At 35.8% G+C, this 21929-nt stretch carries 9 protein-coding genes and 2 pseudogenes; all 11 read left to right on the top strand.

Annotated elements, in window-relative coordinates; genetic code table 11:
• Positions 1-158 precede the first annotated feature (158 nt).
• A complete protein-coding gene (locus EPK97_RS18180) occupies positions 159-6581 on the top strand; it encodes an RHS repeat-associated core domain-containing protein (RefSeq protein WP_205690282.1) in 6423 nt (2140 codons plus the stop codon).
• 14 nt (positions 6582-6595) lie between these two features.
• Positions 6596-7267: a hypothetical protein gene (locus tag EPK97_RS18175; protein WP_338075732.1), complete on the top strand. Its 672-nt coding sequence runs from the start codon at positions 6596-6598 to the stop codon at positions 7265-7267.
• 630 nt (positions 7268-7897) lie between these two features.
• Positions 7898-8386: a hypothetical protein gene (locus tag EPK97_RS18170; RefSeq protein ID WP_162038053.1), complete on the top strand. Its 489-nt coding sequence runs from the start codon at positions 7898-7900 to the stop codon at positions 8384-8386.
• Positions 8386-8751, top strand: coding sequence for a DUF7674 family protein (locus EPK97_RS18165; RefSeq protein WP_162038052.1), 366 nt, complete (start codon positions 8386-8388; stop codon positions 8749-8751). The genes EPK97_RS18170 and EPK97_RS18165 overlap by 1 nt, the downstream gene beginning before the upstream one ends.
• Before the next feature lie 252 nt (positions 8752-9003).
• The gene (locus EPK97_RS18160; RefSeq protein WP_162038051.1) at positions 9004-9546 is read left to right on the top strand and encodes a hypothetical protein; all 543 of its coding nucleotides are present in this window, start codon (positions 9004-9006) and stop codon (positions 9544-9546) included.
• A 134-nt stretch (positions 9547-9680) separates the two neighbouring features.
• Positions 9681-9764 carry a putative holin-like toxin gene (locus EPK97_RS22660; protein WP_407925703.1) on the top strand — a complete coding sequence of 28 codons (84 nt, stop codon included), beginning with the start codon at positions 9681-9683 and terminating at the stop codon, positions 9762-9764.
• 913 nt (positions 9765-10677) lie between these two features.
• Positions 10678-11265, top strand: a pseudogene (locus EPK97_RS22700) (RCC1 domain-containing protein); the annotation flags it as partial.
• Between the two features lie 12 nt (positions 11266-11277).
• A pseudogene (locus EPK97_RS22695) lies at positions 11278-12246 on the top strand (hypothetical protein); the annotation flags it as partial.
• 564 nt (positions 12247-12810) lie between these two features.
• Positions 12811-19686 carry a S8 family serine peptidase gene (locus EPK97_RS18150; RefSeq protein ID WP_162038050.1) on the top strand — a complete coding sequence of 2292 codons (6876 nt, stop codon included), beginning with the start codon at positions 12811-12813 and terminating at the stop codon, positions 19684-19686.
• Between the two features lies 1 nt (position 19687).
• Complete coding sequence (locus EPK97_RS18145) at positions 19688-20071, top strand: hypothetical protein (protein ID WP_162038049.1); 384 nt, start codon at positions 19688-19690, stop codon at positions 20069-20071.
• 1096 nt (positions 20072-21167) lie between these two features.
• Positions 21168-21872: a hypothetical protein gene (locus EPK97_RS18140; protein WP_162038048.1), complete on the top strand. Its 705-nt coding sequence runs from the start codon at positions 21168-21170 to the stop codon at positions 21870-21872.
• Positions 21873-21929: the final 57 nt, after the last annotated feature.

Genomic DNA, 21929 nt, shown 5'->3' with positions numbered 1-21929 from the left:
AGAAAGGAGGAGAATATTTATATTTTTATCCAGAAGGTAGTACCACTTATGAATATAAAGCTTCATTTAATACTGTCTTTAGTTTTACACCAAGCACTACAGGCACTTATTACTTGAAGATTGTAGGAACACCAGGGCTGACTTGGAGTTTAGATCTAGTGGAAGAACCTGGGATGTTGAAACAAACAGCGATCCCGATTGATTTAAGTAATGATTTTGAAGGAAGAATAACGGAAACACGCTATACATGGTACAAGACAGAGCTGGATGCGAATCAAACTTACAACTGGTACAAGAAAGGAGGAGAATATTTATATTTTTATCCAGAAGGTAGTACCACTTATGAATATAAAGCTTCATTTAATACTGTCTTTAGTTTTACACCAAGCACTACAGGCACTTATTACTTGAAGATTATAGGAACACCAGGGCTGACTTGGAGTTTAGATCTAGTGGAAGAACCTGGGATGTTGAAACAAACAGCGATCCCGATTGATTTAAGTAATGGTTTTGAAGGAACAATAACGGAAACACGCTATACATGGTATAAGACAGAGTTGGATGCGAATCAAACTTATATCTCGAAAAAGTCAGGAGGAGACCACTTATATTTTTATTCAGAAGGTAGTACCACTTATGAATATAAAGCTTCTTATAGTACGATATTTGATTTTACACCAAGTACCACAGGTACTTATTACTTGAAGATTGTAGGAACACCAGGGCTGACTTGGAGTTTAACCCCTACTGATCCTGGTACGACAAGGGGAACGGCTCTTGAAGCAAATTTGAATAGTGACTTTGAAGGAACAATCACAAATCAAGGTTATACATGGTATTCAACAGAGTTGGATGCCAGTCAAACCTATTCATTTGAAAAAATAGGTGGGGAAAGTGTATCGATTTATCCTGAAAATGAAACGACATCGATTTATACATCGGACTCAAGTATGGAATTCTCTCCTCCTCATTCAGGTACTTATTATATCAAAGTAACAGGAGAGAAAGGTTCAACATGGTCTCTTTTATCTGCAACTTTTGGCTCTAAACTATTAAATCAATATTATAGTGGGGCGAATCCAGAGTATCATGATTTTTATGGAAAATTGACGGGTAACTTTGATAATGATGAAGCTTACCCTTATGTTTCACCTAGAGTTGCTCTTGGTGGAGATGCTGAAGGATTTGTAGCCTTACCCACAGGAAGTTATATAACTATCGGCTTTTCAAATGAAGTGATTGATTTACCCAATTCACCAGATGTATTTATAAAAGAAGATAGTCCAGCTGGTGATCAAGCTGAAATTTATGTGAGCTCTTATGATAATGAGTTTGTATTTCTTGGCATAGCAGAAGGGGGGACTACGACGAGCTTTGATTTAGCAGATATCGGATTTGATCAACCCGTCGTTGCAGTGGCTGTAGTTGGACTGGATATGGCAGGGGCTTCTCCAGGATTTGACCTCGTTCACGTTTCGGGGATCACAAACGGTAAGGCAGCCAACATACCATTTGGACTAGGTTTTTATTTACCTAAACCCCTCAACCCAACCCCAATTTCGGGTTCTGAGGCTAAAAAACAAATAGAAAGAATCGATTATTATGCTTTTGCTGATACCAGGTCTTACCATGCTGATCCTGTAGATACCTCTTCAGGAGCGATGGTCATCAACAAAAACTTGCTTCAATTGCATGGTCCGCAGAAGCTGAACTTTAAACTTGCCTATCATTCTCTTCTATTAAATGAGGGAGTAGTGGGCATCGGTTGGAGTCACAATTATGATGCTTACTTAGAACAAGAATCAGAGTATTCTGTCGTTATTCGCTGGTCCAATCACCAGAAGAATCGATTTATTAAAAATGAGGATGGTACGTATGATTCCTATGACAAAGCCACGCAGTTTGACGAGCTCACCCAACAAGAAGACGGGAGTTATACGTTAAAAAGAAAAGATCAACGAATCTATCAATTTGATGCTTCTGGAAAACTAGTAGAACTGATCAATAAACATGGGAAAAGCATTACGTTCCAATATGATGAAAGTACTCATCAATTGATCAAAGTGATTGAAGAAGACACGGGAACCTTTTTTTCATTTGAATATACAGGGAATCTATTAACCAAAGTAACAGATAATCTAGCGAGAACGGTTCACCTTCAATATGATGAAAACAACCATCTTACCCAAATTACAAATGCTAGGGACGAAGTCATTACGTATACGTATGATGAACAAGGAAGAGTGCTAACTTCAACAGAGCAAGGCGTGCAAACTTTTGTCAATACGTATGATGAATCAGGTCGTGTCATTACACAAGACGATGGTGTGGAAGGAAATGCAATCACGACGTTCCAATATGACGAAGAAATTGAACCGGGTTACTTAACCACCATCGTAACCAAAAGAGATGGTCAAACGAAGAAACTTATCCATGATTATCAGTACCGATTGGTGAAAGTCGAAGATGAGTTAGGTCACATCACCACTATGGAGTATGACGGCCTAGGGAATTTGATTAAAGAAACCAATGCCTTAAATCAAACGAAACAATTTGGGTACGATGAGATGGGCAACACGATTGAAATCATCGATCAAGCTGAGAATATGACCCTCATGACTTATGATGAGCGTAACAATCTATTAACGAGAACGAACGCTGTCCAGCAGAAAACAGAATTTACGTATGATGAGTCCAATCGTTTAATTCAAGTGACGAATCCAGAAGGATTTCAGCAATATTTTACGTATGATGAGCTGGGTTATGTGCAAAGCAATGTGAATTTTAATGAAGCTGAGACCTTATTTACGAATACCAACGGTATGCTGCAAGAGAAACAAGATCCAAACGGGAATATCGTTAAGTACGAATATGATGAGGTAGGTAGATTAACCAAAGAAAGTTTCTCTGAAACGGAAGCCATCACGTATGCATATGATGCGTTGGATCATCTTATTCAACAAACAGATCAGTTAGGCAACACCACTCAATTTGCCTATGATATGCAGGGCAATCTCTTAAGTGAAACCAATGCCTTGGAAGAGACCACAACCTATACGTATAATGCAAACGGAAAGCTCGTTTCAGTAGAAGATCGATTAGGAAATACGATTTCATATGCATACGATGCAGAAGATCGTTTGCAAAAAATCACAGATCCAATGGGTCATGAAACGGTGCAATCGTATGATGCCAAAGGAAGAGTTTTCCAAATCACAGATCCAATGGGTCATGTCACAACCAAAGAATACAATGCGATTGATCAACTGATCAGTGAGACAGATGCTGAAGGCAACCGTGAGGAATTCACTTATGATACACTTGGGTATTTAAGTGCTAAAACAGACAAGAATGGAAGTATCACGTCCATGACGCACAATGCAATGGGACAACTCATCCAAGTCACCGATGCACTGGAAGGCACAAGTACATTTACCGTGGATTCTAGCGGCAACATCACCAAAGAAGTGGATGCGTTAGGCAAGGAAACGGTATTTACTTATGATGGGATGGGCAATGTATTAACGAAAACCGATGCTTTAGGAAATGTCACTAGTTATACGAATGATAGAAATGGCAACCTGGTGTCTGAAACCGATGCAGAAAATCAATCCACCCAATATACGTATAATCACTTGGATCAATTAACCAAAACGACCGATGCTAAAGGAAATATAATAGAAAATACTTACGATGCCAAGGGGAGGATCCTAAGTACCACTGATCAGCTCGGCAATACAGTGACCTTCAGTTACGATGCGTTAGACCGCCTTGTTTCAACGACTGATGAGATTGGAAACAGTGAAACCTATACGTATGATAAAATGGATCGTTTAGTCAGCACGATAGATCCAGAAGGAAATATAAGTACCTTCACTTACGATGCATTAGGTAATCTCTTAAGTGAAACCAATGCATTAAATGGAGTCACTCAGTTTACGTATGATCAAAAGAGTAATATGATCATCAAAACCGATGCAGCTGGCAATGTAACGACCTATACGTACAATAAAATAAATGCCCTAATTCAAGAAGCAGATGCCTTAGGCCAGGTGACTCAGTATGCCTATGACAAGGAAGGTCGACTCACGAATGTCACCGATCCATCAGGAAACACCATGATCACGACATATGATGCGATGGGAAGACAGACGGGAATGACAGACCCATTAGGGAATACGTTTACAACGCAATATGATGCCGTTGGTAATTTGATTTCTCAAAAGGATGCAAAAGACAATCAGATCACATCGATTGTATATAACGATAGCTATCAACCGATTCAAACAACTGATGCACTAGGAAATACAACTACACAAGCTTATGACAAAAACGGACGATTAACCACACTGACTGATCCGTTAGAAAATGTACAAACGTATCAATATGATGCCGTGAATCAACTGGTACAAGTGGTAGACGCTATGGGCGGTATAAGCCAGCAATCCTTTGATTCTAAAGGTCAGTTATTAGCATTCACCGATGCCAATGGCGTGGAAACCTCCTTTGAATATGATGCAGCAGGAAGATTAATTAAAGAGACGTTCGACAGTGGTGGGGGGATCACGTATCAATATGATGGTCGTGATCTATTAATCGAAAAGAAAAATGTGAGAGAACAAGTGACCACTTATGCGTACGATGAAGTCGGACGTTTCATCAAAACGAACACACCGGAATCCGAAGTCAGTCGAACGTATGATGACAATCACAATTTACTTACGGTGACAGATCAAGATGGAAAAACGATCACGAGAACTTATGATGCTTTGGATCGAATTGTCTCGTATGTTGATGAGAATGGAAACAAAATCGAATATCGATATGATGAAGTGGGCAATCTTTCACAGCTTATTTATCCTGATGGAAAAATCGTTTCCTATACGTATGATGAAGCTGGAAAGTTGAAAAGTGTGACGGACTGGGCTGGAAGAGTGACCCTTTATACTTATGATGAAAATAACAGACTCATTTTTACTGTTCGTCCAGATGGTTCAAAGGAAACGAGAACGTATGATGTAGCAGGGCAACTAATTGAATTAAAAGATGAAACGAAAGACGGGGACATCATCCATCAAGAAACCTTTACGTATGATGCATCCAGTAATGTAAAAACGGAAGGTAATAAAAACTACCTTTATGATGAATTAAACAGATTAACCCAAGCGGACAATTTCTTAAATCCGTTAGATCAATCGAGTGTGAACTACCAATATGCTTATGATATCGGTGGAAACATCCAAACGATTCAAGAAATAAATGATCTATCTACTCAAGAAACAAGCATCACGTATACGTCAGATAATCGAATAGAAACTTATGATGGTGAGACTGTACTTTATGATGCAGACGGCAATATGATTCAAGGTCCATTACAAGGTGTTATGCAGCAAATGGAGTATGATTCCCAAAACCATTTGATCCGTGCAGGAGATTACACCTATACGTATAATGCAGAAGATATCCGGACTTCAATTACCAATACATCAACCGATGAGACGGTCTATCAAGTTGTGAATCCTCATGCTGTTTACAGTCAATTGCTAATGGAAGTGGACGAAGAGGGGAATCCGTTAACGTATTATGTCTATGGATTAGGATTAATTTCACAAGAAGAGGCAACTGGGGAGGTTTCACTCTATCATTATGACCGTAGAGGAAGTACCTTTGCTTTAACGAATATAGATGGGGACATTACAGACAAGTATGGCTATTCACCTTATGGTGAGCTCATCTATTCAGAAGGGACAAGAAACCATCCATTCCTGTATAATGGAAGATATGGAGTGATGACAGATGAAAACGGTCTGTATTATATGCGGGCTCGCTACTATAACCCAGAGATCAAACGATTTATTAATCGGGACGTGGTTCAAGGCAGTATCAGCAGCAGTTTATCCCTGAATAAATATGCTTATGTCAATGGAAATCCGATAAGTTATATTGATCCGTTTGGTTTAAGTCGAGACAGTGATGATGTTGGATTTTTCGGAAAAGCTTGGAATCTTACGAAAACCACAGCTGATTTTCTTGTATTGGAAGATGCTAGAACGTTAATAGATTCTGATGCTTCTTTCACTGCAAAGGTCATAGCAGGAGCAAGCCTCTTTCCAGCAGGTAAAGTATTAAAATTAGGAAAGTTATTCGGAAAGGCAACATCAGGTGTAAAAGCAACGAAAGAGTCTAGTAATCTTTCTAAAGTTGTTAAACATAATGAGGCTCCTAATAGTTTACCTTATCCTATGGCAGGAGATAATATTGGTATTCAACTAGGTAAGAGTACTAAAGGTCCATATTCGCATATACCAGATCCGAAAACAGTTGGAGAAGGGAAAAATTTTACTGCTGCTCAAAAACATAAGATAATACAAGAAAATATGAAAACAAATAATGGGGTTGTTAAGTCCGACTTCTCAGGAGAAATATGTTGTAAGCCTAAAAAAAGTCAAAAAGGAGTGACACCTCCTCAAAATGAATGGCAGATTGATCATATTTTTCCTAGAGATAAAGGTGGGACCAATAGCTATTCTAATGCTCAAGTTCTAACTCGTAAGGAAAACAGAGATAAATCCAATAAATAAGAGGAGGAGAAAAAGTGACAATAAACTCTATTTCAATAAGAGGTTGGAGTTATAATCAATTATGGAATGGTTGCATTTTGGCTTCTATTGCACATTCTATTATGGTTGCACATTATCCCTACTTATCAAATGAACATTCATGGGATGAATTCAATTATAATTTTCAGAATAGTGAAGGAGTCAGAGGAACTGTTACATTTCAAAATAACTTTTTAGTAGCAGCATTTAGAAATGACGAGACTGTTCCGAGAAAATTTACATCTATGGACTTTTTTCAAGGAGCACCTGATAAAATCATTAAAATTGCCGAAACTGAAACTCTGCAATACTTATTAGAAAGCATAAACGGTGAGGATATGCCTCTAATTACTACCGCTATATGGGGATTTGAAAATAAAGTGTTTTCACTAGATACGTTTGATATTATGATTAGAAATGGCGGAGGGCTTTTGGAAAGGCAAGTAATGGAGGTTCAAAAAGCCATTGAATCATGGGAAGAGTATTATGAAATGACAGAAGAACAAACTACTTTGATGAAGAGTATTTACCAGCGAAAAATATCTAATCCAAAGGAGAAGATAGTTTTATCACTTAATGAGATAAATTTAATTGGAACTTCTGATGAAGAAGGCTTGAATGAGAGTAGAACTTCATTTGATGAAATAGGTATTGATTGGATTAAATAATTTAATTTAACCTTGATTGGCTATGATATATTCCCCTTTAGGAAACAGATTTCTTTATTTTATCTGTCTACCTGTAGGGGAGCATATCAGGGTACACTTTATTATGTGTAAAATGTTCCAACAATAATATTTCCTAAATTCCTGAATAGTTGTATAGATTGTAGGTAGTTTTGTGTCAGAATTTTTTGACTCAAATATGCCCTCAAAGAGAGAAAATGACATAAAATCACCATATTACAATAATCAGTTTTTAGCAGTTTAAATGTTTGTTTTTTGTTAAATGGGGTTATTATTGTGTCATCATTGAAGGATAATTTATGTCGTTTGACATATGTCTTTCAAGTTTTTTTACGAATCACAACCCGATAAATAACATAAGTTATTTATCTTTTTTTATGTGTTTTGCATTGAAAAGTGATAAATAACTTCCGTAAATAATGATATAAAAGGATTGATAACAAATAGCCTAATTTATTAAATAATTTTACATATCATGTAGTACGTTGATCATATAAGAGTTTTTTAAGTAATAATCCGTTAAAATATGTTGATCCAAGTGGAAATGCGGAAGAATGTGTTTGTGAAGGCGAAGGTAATGGGATAACGTATAAACGTGTTGATGAGATGAGTATGGATGAGTTAGTATATGCGCTATATGAAGATCCTAATGTTACACCAGAAGGCAAGACACAGATAGTGGCGTATATTGGTAAAGAATATGCATTAGAATTTGTTGTCCTAGTTGAAATAAAAGCACTGCAAGCACTTGGATTACTTAACAAGACTAACAAGACTAACAAGGCTACTGAGGGGACGGTTGAACTTTCAAAGAGAGATGAACTATTGAATACTGTAGGGAATCAAAAACTACGAAATGCGATAGACCAAATGTATCGTCCAGGTGCAAAAATTGGAGATGGAGGATTAGCAGATGTAATAAGGCATGAACTGAAAACTGGAGAATTATTAAGTCCAAAAGGTCATTTTCAAAAGGGGTTTGAGAGAATCAGTAATCTTAAAAATATAATCAATAAAGAAAATCTTAGTCCAAGTGATTTGAAGTTAGCTCAAGATTTACTAGATGATCTCCAAAAAGCATTGGAAGGAGTGAAGCCTTAGTGAATAAAAGCAATTTGTCGGAAGAACTTATTATGAAAATTCCTGAATTAAAACCTTTGTATGATAAAGAATTGGATGATTGGGAAGAATTCCCTGGAAATCATAACGTTTTTGGGAATGTTTTGAACCCCTTTCTTGTTGAATTACTAGAAAAGAAGAATCAAGAGAGGCTAAAAAAAAGAATATTTCAATTTTTTGAGGATATGGCATTATCAGAAGATGATGATGTACAGAATGTATTAATTGTTACAGTTCTAGAATATTTAGGTGATTCAGAGAAATGTCTCAAAGAAGCGAGAAAACTCATGGGAAATAGAACTCTTGAATTTTCTAAAGAAGTAGAAAAGTGGCTAGGACGTAGCTAAAACTTTTCCGTTGGTGGCACTTTTCCAAACTACAACTCATCTATTTCTAAAATACAATAGAAGTAGAGCAGTTAGCATTATTTGCGGTATGATGAAGAACAAAACAGCGTATCGTCCGTATGAGAAGTATATATAGTTATAACTTGTATGATAATTAGTATGGGTGCCTACACTTCCCGAAATATGTATATTGACATGGAGTGAAATAAATATACTCCATGTCAACGTATAGGAATAAAAGGAGAAAAGTTTATGGGAAAGATGTCTTTAACTGAAGCAAAAAAATTCTTTAAGTCTATGCAATGTTCTAAGTTTGTAATGGCACGTGAGGAGTTAATGAAATATGAAATGTATATGGCGTTAAAAATTTCGAAAGAGACTGAAATGAAATGGAGAGAAGAAGAGTTTTATAGATATTACAAGTCTTTAAATGATGACAAACATAATAATGAAAAACTATGGCTAAAATTTGATAGAATGTATGACTTAATCGAAAGTACTAAAAATATTGACCACATACTTAAAATGCATTCTATAATAAAGGTAATAATGTCAAAGCTATCTGATATCGAAAGAATTATTATAGCAGAAACCATTAATGGTAGAAGTCCACGTAGTGTGAGAAGTGGCTTAATATATTTATCATATGATTTAGGAGAAGAAAATCTTACAAAAAGTTTTATAAATGATTGTATGAATTTGTTAGAAGTATCTACTGATGATGAAGAATTGAAAAATAGAGCTGAAAGAGCGAAACAATTATGTAATGAAATTAAAAATGGACTAAAACTCTAGTAAATAGGGAAACTATTTCAACTGTCTAAATGATTACCTTTATATGGAACAAAGTGGTATAATAGAAATAATACAGTAGTTGGAAGGGCGGTAGGCTGATCCCTCATTTTTTTATAGATAGGGGGTGATGCCCAATGACAGTTTATCAAGCGATTTCTTTAATGCTAACCTTCGGGTTATTAATTATAGCTTTGTTATCTGTTAAGAATAAGAAATAGACCGCCCCCCTCCAAGGTTGCGGTCCATTTGTAGTAAAAACCAAAGCTTACCGTTCTTTAACGGCTATTGTATTAAACCATAGAAGCCGTTGGTGTGTCGAGCACCTTCGGTTTCTTTATTAGTATATGAATCTCTTAACTATATTATACATTAAAAGTTCCCTGTAAGAAACAGTTTTAATGAAAAGCAAAGAAAAAGGACTATTAGTTATAATTTAGGTCATATCTTCTTAGAATTTCAAGTGTGGATATTTGAACAAGATTTAGTCTGAATATTGAGTCATGTTCATCTGAAAGTCCAGGATGTGGTCCTTCTCTATGAAGCCTTTTCCAAAATGTTTCAAAGTATCCTTGACTATTATCTAACCATTCATTCAACTCTTTATAAAAAATGGATTGAATCATAATAATAATCATTAGATATTGCTTTCTTAATAACTTGTTCTACTATTTCATACATCAAATTATCACTTAATAGCCCAGGAAGCTGAGGGTTATTAATTAAATATCTAGTAAGATGGTCGTTTATAGAAGTTAAATAGATTATTTTAATAAAATAATGATTCTCTAGTATTTAGAATGTCTTGCTTCTGGATACAATACTTTGGTAAAACCTTTCTCTATTTATGAAAGGTTTTTTATAGTTTAATTTTAAAAATTAACATGTACCAAGAATATTTTTCCATTAGGAATACTAAAAAACTTTGTATATGATTTAAAGGTAAATTAATGAAAGTTTTAGTAATTGAAGGGGGGAGCTAGTTTCAAGAAGTGTAATTAAGAAATTTACATAATAATATAAATATTAGGAGGAATCATATTGAATATTAAAAAAACAGTAACTTTTCTATGTATATTTCTATTAGTATTTTCAACTCTAGTTATAGCTGAAGAAGTGGTAGATTTGAATAAAATGACTGCATCCTCGTTATCTTTGACTCAAGAGGATGTGAAAATATCAAATATTAGTGCAGGTCGATATCATACGGTAGGGCTAAAAAGCAATGGAAGTGTCGTGGCCGTAGGTAAAGATGATAATGGTCAAGTGTCAGGCGTCTCCAGCTGGACAAATATTGTAGAAGTGAGTGCAGGAGATTCCCATACGGTAGGGCTAAAAAGTGATGGAAGTGTCGTAGCCGTAGGTGATGATAATTATGGTCAAGTGTCAGGCGTCTCCAGTTGGACAGATATTGTAGAAGTGAGTGCAGGCTCTTCCCATACGGTAGGGCTAAAAAGCGATGGAAGTGTCGTGGCCGTAGGTAGAGATGATTATGGTCAAACCTCTGGCGTATTGAGTTGGACAGATATTGTAGAAGTGAGTGCAGGAGGTGTGCATACGGTAGGGCTAAAAAGCGATGGAAGTGTCGTGGCAAAAGGTTATGATGGTTATGGTCAAAGCTCAGGTGTCTCCAGTTGGACAGATATTGTAGAAGTGAGTGTAGGCTCTTCCCATACGGTAGGGCTAAAAAGCAATGGAAGTGTCGTGGCCGTAGGTAATGATAATTATGATCAAGTGTCAGGCGTATTGAGTTGGACAGATATTGTAAAAGTGAGTACCGGTTGGTCCCATACGGTAGGGCTAAAAAGCGATGGAAGTGTCGTGGCCGTAGGTGATAATAATTATGGTCAAGTGTCAGGCGTGTCCAGCTGGACAGATACTGTAGAAGTGAGTGCAGGCTCTTCCCATACGGTAGGGCTAAAAAGCGATGGAAGTGTTGTGATCGTTGGTGCTGATTATTATGGTCAAAGCTCAGGTGTCTCCAACTGGACAGATATTGTAGAAGTGAGTGCAGGACAGTCTCATACGGTAGGGTTAAAAAATAATGGGAGAGTCGTGGCCGTAGGTAGAGATGATTATGGTCAAAGCTCAGGTGTCTCTAGCTGGGCACAAATTGTAGAAGTAAGTACAGGTCGATATCATACAGTAGGGCTAAAAAGCGATGGAAGTGTCGTGGCCGTAGGTAGAGATAATTATGGTCAAGTATCAGGCGTATCGAGCTGGACAGATATTGTAGCAGTGAGTGCAGGTCGATATCATACGGTAGGGATAAAAAGTGATGGAAGTGTCGTGGCCGTAGGTCATGATACGTATGGTCAAAGCTCAGGTGTCTCCAGCTGGACAGATATTGTAGCAGTGAGTGGAGGTCGATATTACCATACGATAGGGTTAAAAAGTGATGGAAGTGTCGTGGCTGTAGGTCATGATACGTATGGTCAAAGCTCAGGCGTATCGAGCTGGACAGATATTGTAGCAGTGAGTGGAGGATATTACCATACGGTAGGGCTAAAAAGTGATGGAAGTGTCGTGGCCGTAGGTAGAGATGATGATGGCCAAACCTCAGGCGTATCGAGCTGGACAGATATTGTAGCAGTGAGTGGAGGATATTACCATACGTTAGGCCTAAAAAGCGATGGAAGTGTCGTGGCTGTAGGTAGAGATGATGATGGCCAAACCTCAGGCGTCTCCAGCTGGACAGATATTGTAAAAGTGAGTGCAGGACATACCCATACGGTGGGGTTAAAAAGCGATGGAACCATAATAATCAGAGGATTTGATTCTTATAAGCAAGTACAAGGAGTAAGTAATTGGACCCCAACCCTTCCTAATCCACCAGTGAATGTAATAGCCAGATCTCATAATTCGCAAATCTCTATATCATGGGATGAAGTTGCAGATTCTGAAAGTTACAATATCAAACGTTCAGAAGTGAGTGGAGGTTCTTATTCCGTCATAGCCAGTGAAGTCACTGGAATCAGTTATACAGATGAGGATGTGGTGAACGGAACCACTTATTATTATGTGATTACTGCAGTCAATCAGATCGGTGAGAGTGAGGTGTCCAGTGAAGTGATGGCTACACCGAATGAGTCAGTCGATGAAACGCATATCTATCATTATGATGAAAATGGGAGACTTACATCCATTGGGTTACCTTCGGGTAAAACACTGGTGTATGAATATGATACAAATGGTAATCTTATTCGCAGCTATATTCAACCTTAAAACGAAGTAGAAAAAGTGCAATATATATGAGGAGGCAACATTGTGAATTCAAAAAAAATAATCGTATTTATCTGTATTTTTACGATGCTTTTTTCCAATCTAGCTTATGCTAACCCTAGTCAACTAGCAGAAGACTTAAATGAGAACGTAATCGTAGAGGATAAAGATGTATCCCCAAGCACGGAAGTGAAACCAATTGAAGAAGAATCATCTAATTCTATGGATGGGGAGAATTCGATAGAAGACCCAACAGATCCCGTAGAAGTGGAGACACCTCCTATAGAACCTATAGAGGGAGAAGAAACAGGACAAGCCTCTTATCTTATCTCCTTACAAGAGGAAGTGTCTGCGAATGGATTTGCAGCAGAAAAGTTAAAAGATAAAAAGGTTAAAAAAATCAAAACGAAAAAAAGAGAGATTCTTTCTACGAAGTTAAGTAAGGAAGAGTTAGTAGAAATAGAAAAGGATGAACAAGTTCTTTTTGTAGAACCAAATGGACGTATTGAAATCGCCTCTATAGATAAACCAAACAAAAAGGATGTTGAAGAAAATACACAAATCATTCCATGGGGATTAAAAGCCATTGGGAGTGATCTAGCCCACGAATCTGATTTTACAGGTAAGAAAGTCCGTATTGCTGTTTTGGATACAGGTATTACTGATCATTCCGATTTACAAGTGAAAAAAGGGGTTTCTTTTGTGGAAGGATCTACATTTGATGAGGATGAACATGGTCATGGAACGCATGTAGCAGGAACGATTGCAGCGCTCAACAATGACGAGGGTGTAGTAGGTGTGGCACCTGATGCCGACCTTTATGCAGTAAAAGTATTAGATGCTGAAGGAAACGGAACATATGCACAAGTAATCGAAGGGATTCAGTGGGCGATCGATAACAAAGTGGATATCATCTCTATTAGTTTTGGCGGAACAGACTACAGCCAATCGCTTCATGAAGTCATTCAAGATGTCGAAGAGGAAGGGATTTTGATCCTTGCTGCTGCAGGAAACCTAGGGGAAGGAGAAGAAACAGAACTATACCCTGCTTTATTCCCAGAAGTCCTTTCCGTAGGTGCAGTGGATTCGTCTCTTGATCGCGCACGTTATTCCAGTACGGGAACTGCACTAGATCTTGTGGCACCAGGTTCATCGATCATAAGTACGCTTCCTCATGAAGAATACGGGTTGATGTCTGGAACTTCCATGGCAGTGCCACATGTAACGGGAGCCGCATCCTTACTTTGGGGAGCAGACAAAAAGCTAACTGCAGAAGAAGTGACAAATCAACTCAAAGATACTGCAACTGATTTAGGAGATGCACATGAATATGGTGCAGGGTTGCTCAACATAGCCAAAGCTTTAGGGTTAGTAGATGAGCCGATTGAGTTCATCGATGAGCCTGTTCATGAACAGATCATAAAAGGGATTCCTTCCAAAGAGAAAAAAGAAATCCCACAATTACAAGGGGATGTTCTACTCATTGCTGCTTATTTTAACCCCGTCTATATGGATCAGCTTGATGAGGACGGAAAATTAGCATTGTTTCAATTAGATTCTGAACGGGTGAATGAGATCATCGCAGATTTAAATGGAGAAGACATGGAATGGTTAGAAGAGTTTGTTCCTGTTTCCATCACGCAATACCAATATGCGACGGATCCAGATGGGTATGCTCAAGAATTACAGAGTAAGTCTATCCGACGTGATCGTCTGGAGAAAGAGGGAGAAGCGACTGTCAATCCTCAGGCTGCTGAATTTATTTTTACCGAGTTCAACAGTACGTATAACTATAATGTTAAGTCCGATCAATATGTCGATCCCCTATATCATACAGCGAATCGAAGTGTAACCGATATTTACTTGCCTGGTTTAAATGGGTTCGATGTTGTACTCAATCGACAATATAACTCCTTGGATAGCAAATTAATGAAACCTGAAGCCAAAAGAGGGGAAAACTATACTTCAGCAATTGATCCTAAAGAAGTGAAAAATGGATTTATTGCTAACGGTTGGACCCTAGATTTACCTTACATGGATTTTAGTTTTGTTGATGGTGAAATCATCCACTCTACTGATTACTATACCGATGATAGTGATGGAGATAGAGTCTATAAAAGCATGTATGATGTCAATAATAAAGAATATTTTAAAATGGTGTTTACGATCGAGGATGGCAGTTCTTATGAGTTGCGATTTACGGATATAAATGGGACGAATTCTCAAGTAGAATTAGTGGATTACCCTTATACCAGCGATGTTGAATTTGGAGTGAGAGCGAACGGTTATTTTGAAACGTTTCGCTTTGAAAATGGTCCTGCAAGTTACCCAAGTAGCCGATTAGGTTATTATATTGATGAATATATGTTAGAAATTGGGAACACCATCTACTTTTTTAATGAAGAAGGTCAAATCCTGAGAAAAAGAAGTAACACCAGTTATATGTCTATTGATTATGAATATATCGGAAACGATATACTCATGACCGATCGATTTGGACGAGTCGTGACGATTTATAGAGATGCAGATTTTGTGATATATAAGATTGAAGTGGTTGATGCAAACGGAGTTATGATTGAAGAGATCAACTATCAAACGACTCAGACCAGTAAGAGCTTAGCTTATAAAAGAGATACAAATGATGATTATCCAAGCAATTTAACGACAGAATCGATTTCTTATTGGCGTTTAGATGCCGTCATGGATGAAGGCGGAAATGTGTTAGAATCATACGATTACTACACGATTGATCAAACCACCTTAGGAGATTTTAATTTATCCATTGCCTCAGATGGATATTGGTACTATGCTTACAGCAGTGGAAATCCTAAACCTGCTGATGATGAATATAAAAATTATTTTGCTTATTGGGCCGATGATAATCGAGCGTTTGAACTGGCGTACGTGTATGATACTCAAGTTTATGATTATGCAGAGATCCCATATTTACTATTAAAAAATGTGAATTTTAATAACGGAACTAACTTACAATTTATGTACGACAAATTTGACCCACTATGGTCATTACATGATGAATACGAAGAAGTAGGAATTGCGGAAGAATTGAGAAACTCCACACGGATGTTTGTGGACGACTTTGCCTTACAATATATTTCTTATCCTGCGGTAAACCGAGTGTTGTATGCGTATGAAGAAGAGGGACAACCGAAGGTGACGGTTGAATCCTATACGAATGAACATTACGATCATGGTTATAACATTAAGGAATACTTCAATTTTAAACTAGATGATAATAAACGTTTAGCACAAAGCAGGACTCGTTTTGGAGATGCTCAAACGTTAACACAAGTGGACGATTCAACAGGGCAAACCCGTTATACTCATTATAAAAATAATGGAAAAAGGTTTTTACTAGCCTATGATTGGATGAGAGACTCCAAAGCAAGTGAATTGATATTTTCAGAAGATGGAAACGAGTATTTCTCAAATCAAGATGTGGTCACAGCTTATCGATATACTGGAGATGGCTTTCGACCGACGGAGATTCATCAATATACGGATCATATCCCTGAATATGAAGATGTGTTATATCTTGATGGAACTTTAGATTGGTTTACACCTTTAGTCGTTAACAATGTACAGCATCCAGTATTACCGAATTCAGGAAGTCAAATCCAACTTCAAACGACCACGTATGAATATGACAACTATGGCGCTGTGACCCAAGAAACCGATCCTTTAGGGAATGTAACGACGTATGAATATAATGACGCAAGTTATCATCTACTTTCTAGATTGACGGTGCAGCCCCAAGATGGATTACTAAGTTATGAAAAACAAATCGATTATGAAGTGGAATATTACTTACCTGAATTTGCAATTGAAACGTACACGTATCAAGATCCATCGAATCCTTCCTTGGTTCGTACTGACAGTTTTAGATTCGAATATGAGCATCTAAATGATGTGTTGATGTCATTAAAGACGTACGCTTCAGGGGATCAATTCGGTACGGAGAGAATTGTAACGGAAAAAGATTTTACGTACACAGATGATGCAAAGTTAAAAACTGAAACGACAAGCGTTACTCTAGAAGAAGGTCAAAGTCCGACATCTTTAACGATTCAATATGATTATAATACCGATGGAACCATCAAGGAAATCATCTATCCAGATACAAGTGAAGTCGAATATGATTATGACTATCTAGATCGCATTACGTCTTATCGTCAAGTACCATTTGGTGGAGACATTCGAACCACAACCGTTGACTATGTTAACAATGAAAGAAAAGTAACAGTGAATACACCAGATGGTGAGCAAATCGATAGCTTTTACACTCCATTTGGTTTAAATGTAAAACAAGTCAGAAATGTAAATGAAGTATCAAAAGTTATTAACGAAATTGAATCTAATGATGGTATCATCACAGATGTAACCAAACCTTACGGAAATAGTGCATTAGGAACCAGTTACACGTATGATAACTTAAACCGTGTCATGAGTATAGAAGATGCTGAAGGGAACATTACAAGATTTTATTATGCAAACACGGTTCAAGGTGCTGATGGAAAATACACCCTACAACAAACAACGAAAATAGTTTATCCAAATGGAAAAGAAGAAATCTCCTACTATGACTTTAGTGGAAATCTAGTAAAGTTTGTTGAACGTGATGTGAGTGGAAATAAAGAAAGAATCACAACAAATCAATATTCATCTTTGGGTCAATTATTAGAAACATCCGTCACTTCTGAAGGAAAAACACAAACGAATAAGTATGGTTATGATGGAACAGGGAACTTAATTTTCCTAGAAGATAATCTTGGACAAACGTACAAGTATTTTTATAACCCATTAGGTCAAGTGGTGAAATATTATATCAATGACAAAACAGACCCTGAAGTTACGAAGACATATAACGAAGTCGGATGGTTATTAACAGAAACTTCTCCATCTGATGATCAAGAAACGTATACGTATAATAACAAAGGTCTGATTGAAACCTTTGTAGATAAAAAAGGTCAAACGTTTACGTATACGTATAGCCCATATAACGAAGTCGAACATATGACGGTGACAGATAACACTGGCCAAGAAGTATTATGGGAAGACTATACGTATGACCCAGAAACAAGATTGCCAACAGAGCTTGCCAATAGTGAAGGGCAAACTCTTTCCTATACGTATGATGAGTGGAAACGATTAAACACACAAGAAATCGCTGGGAACACCTATACCTTTAACTATGATGATTTTGATAGACTAGAAGCTTTAGTTTATCCAGATTTAAAACAAGTAGATTATACGCATGACAATTTAAGTCGCATTCAAACCGTTTCTTATGACGGTCAATTGATGGGAGACTATGACTATACCATTTCTACAAATGGAACTTCTTTAGCTCTAAATTATGAACCTTTATCTATGGGGTTCCAAACAGACATTAATCCATTTGGAGAATTGATCTCTCATGAACAAAAAGATACTGGAAGTATTACTTGGGCTGAATCTTTTGGTTATGATGGTCTTGGGAATATAGTGTCTAAGGATCAAAACGGTGAAATCAGTACGTATCAATATGATGATTTAAATCGAATTATTCAAGAAGATGTAGTCGAAGGTATTCAAACTTATACGTATGATGAAAAAGGAAACCGTAAAACAATGGAAGGAACGATGAAACTTCCATTAGGTCCAAGAGAATATACGTATAATGCATTAAATCAATTAAGTACCTTTAAAGAAAATGATGAGGAAACTACGTATCAATACTACGTTGGTGGACTAAGAGCAACCAAAGAAAGTGTAAATGGTGACTTTACAAGATACATTTATTTTCAAGGTAATGTTATTGAGGAACTAGACCAAGAAGGAAACCCAACAGCAAGAAATATTTGGGGAAATCAGTTATTATATAGAGAAGATATGACATCTAGTCTAGGTGGATATTACTTCTATAACGGTCATGGTGATGTGGTTAAAGTCGTCGCAGCGGATGGTAGTAAAGATGTTTTAAAAGAATATGACTACGACATTTGGGGTAATGTTCTATCTGAAACAAGTCATGAAACAAAAACCTTTGATAACCCATTCCAATATACAGGTGAAATCTATGATGAAGAATCTGGATTGACTTATTTACGTGCAAGATACTATGATCCAACGATGGGAAGGTTTATTACTGAGGATACGTATGAAGGGACAATTAGTAATCCACTTAGTATGAATTTGTATACGTATGTTCATAACAACCCATTGATTTATACTGATCCTAGTGGACATAATGCAGAACGAACTTTTGGAGGGTCGGGTTATACAATTCGAAAAGCAGCTGTTCATTGTGCTCAGGTTGGAGTGTCAACATGTTGGAATGAAGCGAGGGCAGGAGTACTAGAAGCATCTATGGCTGTACTTGATTTTACGATGGTAGGCGATATTAGCACAATACTAGATCCTGAATCTTCTAATTTTGACAAGGGACTTGCAGCGGCTAGTTTTATTCCTATTGGAAAAGTAATAATTAAAGGTGGCAGGTTGATTGTTAAACTATCAAATGGTCACGGTAGAGAAATAGAAAGGGCAGCAAACCTTACAGCAGAAAATTTAAGTGTTCTTACAAAATCAAGTACACTTGCACAAAAAGGAATTATTGATTCTTCAACTGTAAGATTTTCTCAAAGTAGTATTAGTTCAAATTTTAGTGATGGAAGTTCAGTTTATGATTTAATAGCAGGATTAAAAAGTGGTAAAATAAATTCAAATGATATTCCAAGTATTCGTATATTTGAAATTGATGGAACAAGATATACTCTTGATAATAGAAGATTATATGCTTTTCAAGAAGCTGGAATTGATGTTAACTATACTCTTGCGACCCCTCAAGAAATTGCAAATGAAGCATGGAAGTTTACTACTAAAAATAATGGGGAATCTATAAAAGTTAGAGGGACGAATTGAAATGGAAATAGAGGTAATTGATATAGGTGTTGAAATACATGTAACACCACTAGAAAAAGTATTTATTGAACCATCTCTTATAAGTGTAGAATTTGATGATGTTGATGAAAATCGTTGGAGAATTTCATTTAATCCTTGTCAAGGATTTAAAATGACTACTATTGATTGCATTGATACGAAATTATTACTTGTTGATGGTAAACGCCCGTGCTCATTGCTAAAAGTAAATAATTCAAGGTGGATTAAAGAGTTGAAAAATGTACTAAAGCAAAAAGATCATACTGCAAATTTTATGGATGAATCAAATCACTACATTTTTCCTTTTCAAGACAACATAATAGAAGTTGCAGCAATGAGTAGTTTTAAAGTAGAGAATATAGATTAAGGACATTAAGAATACCCAGATTTCAACATGATTTTAAATATATATATTGAAGTATAAATTGTAAATATAAAATTTGATTAATCATATATAAACATTTGTTTTATTTAAACTATTTGAAAAACCACAAGTAAGGATTGGGTGTAACTTGTGGTTCTTTTTTTTAATTTTATTAAGTTTGATGGTAATTATGTTTGAAGGAGAGTGTTTCTTTAAGAAAACTTAAGAGGTTAGATTTACTCTTAAGTTTTCTTATGTCCTTTAAATGGTCGTTTATGGGATGATCCAAGATTGATTCATAAACACTTGATTTTTTATGTATTTCCAGACCCATAACTCATCTTTTTATCTAAATTTCATTAATATCTCTGTTCACCCTTTATAGTACAAGTTATATTCTTTAATTTATAGAGTATAGTTATATTTCAAGTTTAAACCTTTTGACTAGGAAAGGTTATTTTGATTCTCTTTAAGGTCTAACAAACTTTAAAAGTAACATATTTCCATTGGAATAAGAAGGAATATTTATATATGATGAATAAGGTAAATAAATGAAAGTTTTAAAAATAAGCAAGGAATTTAATTTAGAATGAAGGTGAACGAATAAAATATGGGAAAAAACAAAAAAGATCTAATGATTAACAATTTCTTTTTTTTGATTGCTATATTTACTGCTTGCATAAGTTTGTTCGGTGAATTAAAAAGTATATTGCTTAGCATTCATTATTCTAATAACACAATTTATGATTTGAATTTATCATTTTATAATGTAACTATTTACACAGATAGAGAGATTTATCATTTAGATTTATATATTCCTCTTATAATTACTATTATCGGTATTGTTTATAATGTTACATGTTATTTAATTCATTTTTTGAAGGACAAGTGACCTATATATTTTTAAACTTATGCTATCATAATGTGTCACAGTCCTATCAACAAACAATTATAATAATCTTGATTCTTGGCTAATAATAAATATCAACGTCATGAAATAACTAATAGAAATACCTTTAACCACAGGCGATGAAAACCTCTGTTATACAACAAAAAGGAATTATAACTAGATATACAAAAAATAAGGATGGAATAAAATATGGCAGGGTTTTACTATGAAATTAATGGTTATGTTCATGATAAATATTCAAATGAAATTATTTTAAAATTACTTTCTCATTTTAATATAAATAAAGGGGTCGCTGAGATATATGAAGTAGAAGAAACACAAGTCAACTATGATAAGATTGAAGAGTACGTAGATGAATGGTTCGAAGCACCTTTTGAAAATTTGAGTGTATGTAATCTAAAAAGTCATTACTTTAAAGAGATAAAATTTAATTATCATATCTTTGATAAAGAAGTCCCTTTTAGATTACTAATTACAATGCACGAGAATCTTACCTTTTCGATTACAATGATGTTTGACTATACAGAACATGTTGAGTATGAGAGAGATATAGTTAAACTTAAACGTAAAAATGAGGAGATTGAAAAATTATATACTAAATTTTATTCATCAGGATTATATTTATATGGAACCTATGGTGTCGAAATATTTCCTGTTTCTCTAATATCTATAAAATTTGAAGAAGAATCTATTTGTATGTATGGTGATGGTAATTACTTTAGTCATCAGATAATAAATAAGGATAGAATATTAGAATTACAAAAAATAGGTTCAATCAAATTTAATATTTTAGAGAATGGATATCTTGTTCTTAAAGATGATATGGATAATAGATATGAAATATATGAAGAGTGGGTAGGGAAAATTGTAAATGATTTAAGAAATTCTGTCTAGAATCACTATGTATTTTAAAGAACTACAAGTAAGGATATTATTGTACTTGTGGTTCTT

This window comes from Chengkuizengella sediminis, from assembly GCF_010078385.1.
GTDB classification, from domain to species: Bacteria; Bacillota; Bacilli; order Paenibacillales; family KCTC-33759; genus Chengkuizengella; species Chengkuizengella sediminis.
The sequence above is the reverse complement of the archived record's forward strand: the minus strand, read 5'-3'. Positions and strand labels throughout refer to the sequence as shown.

Bases quoted from the DNA above. Each gene is read 5' to 3' on its own strand.
- EPK97_RS18170 (WP_162038053.1), top strand. From the start codon at position 7,898: ATGGATGAGTTAGTATATGCGCTATATGAAGATCCTAATGTTACACCA.
- EPK97_RS18160 (WP_162038051.1), top strand. From the start codon at position 9,004: ATGGGAAAGATGTCTTTAACTGAAGCAAAAAAATTCTTTAAGTCTATG.
- EPK97_RS22660 (WP_407925703.1), top strand. From the start codon at position 9,681: ATGACAGTTTATCAAGCGATTTCTTTAATGCTAACCTTCGGGTTATTA.
- EPK97_RS18145 (WP_162038049.1), top strand. From the start codon at position 19,688: ATGGAAATAGAGGTAATTGATATAGGTGTTGAAATACATGTAACACCA.
- EPK97_RS18140 (WP_162038048.1), top strand. From the start codon at position 21,168: ATGGCAGGGTTTTACTATGAAATTAATGGTTATGTTCATGATAAATAT.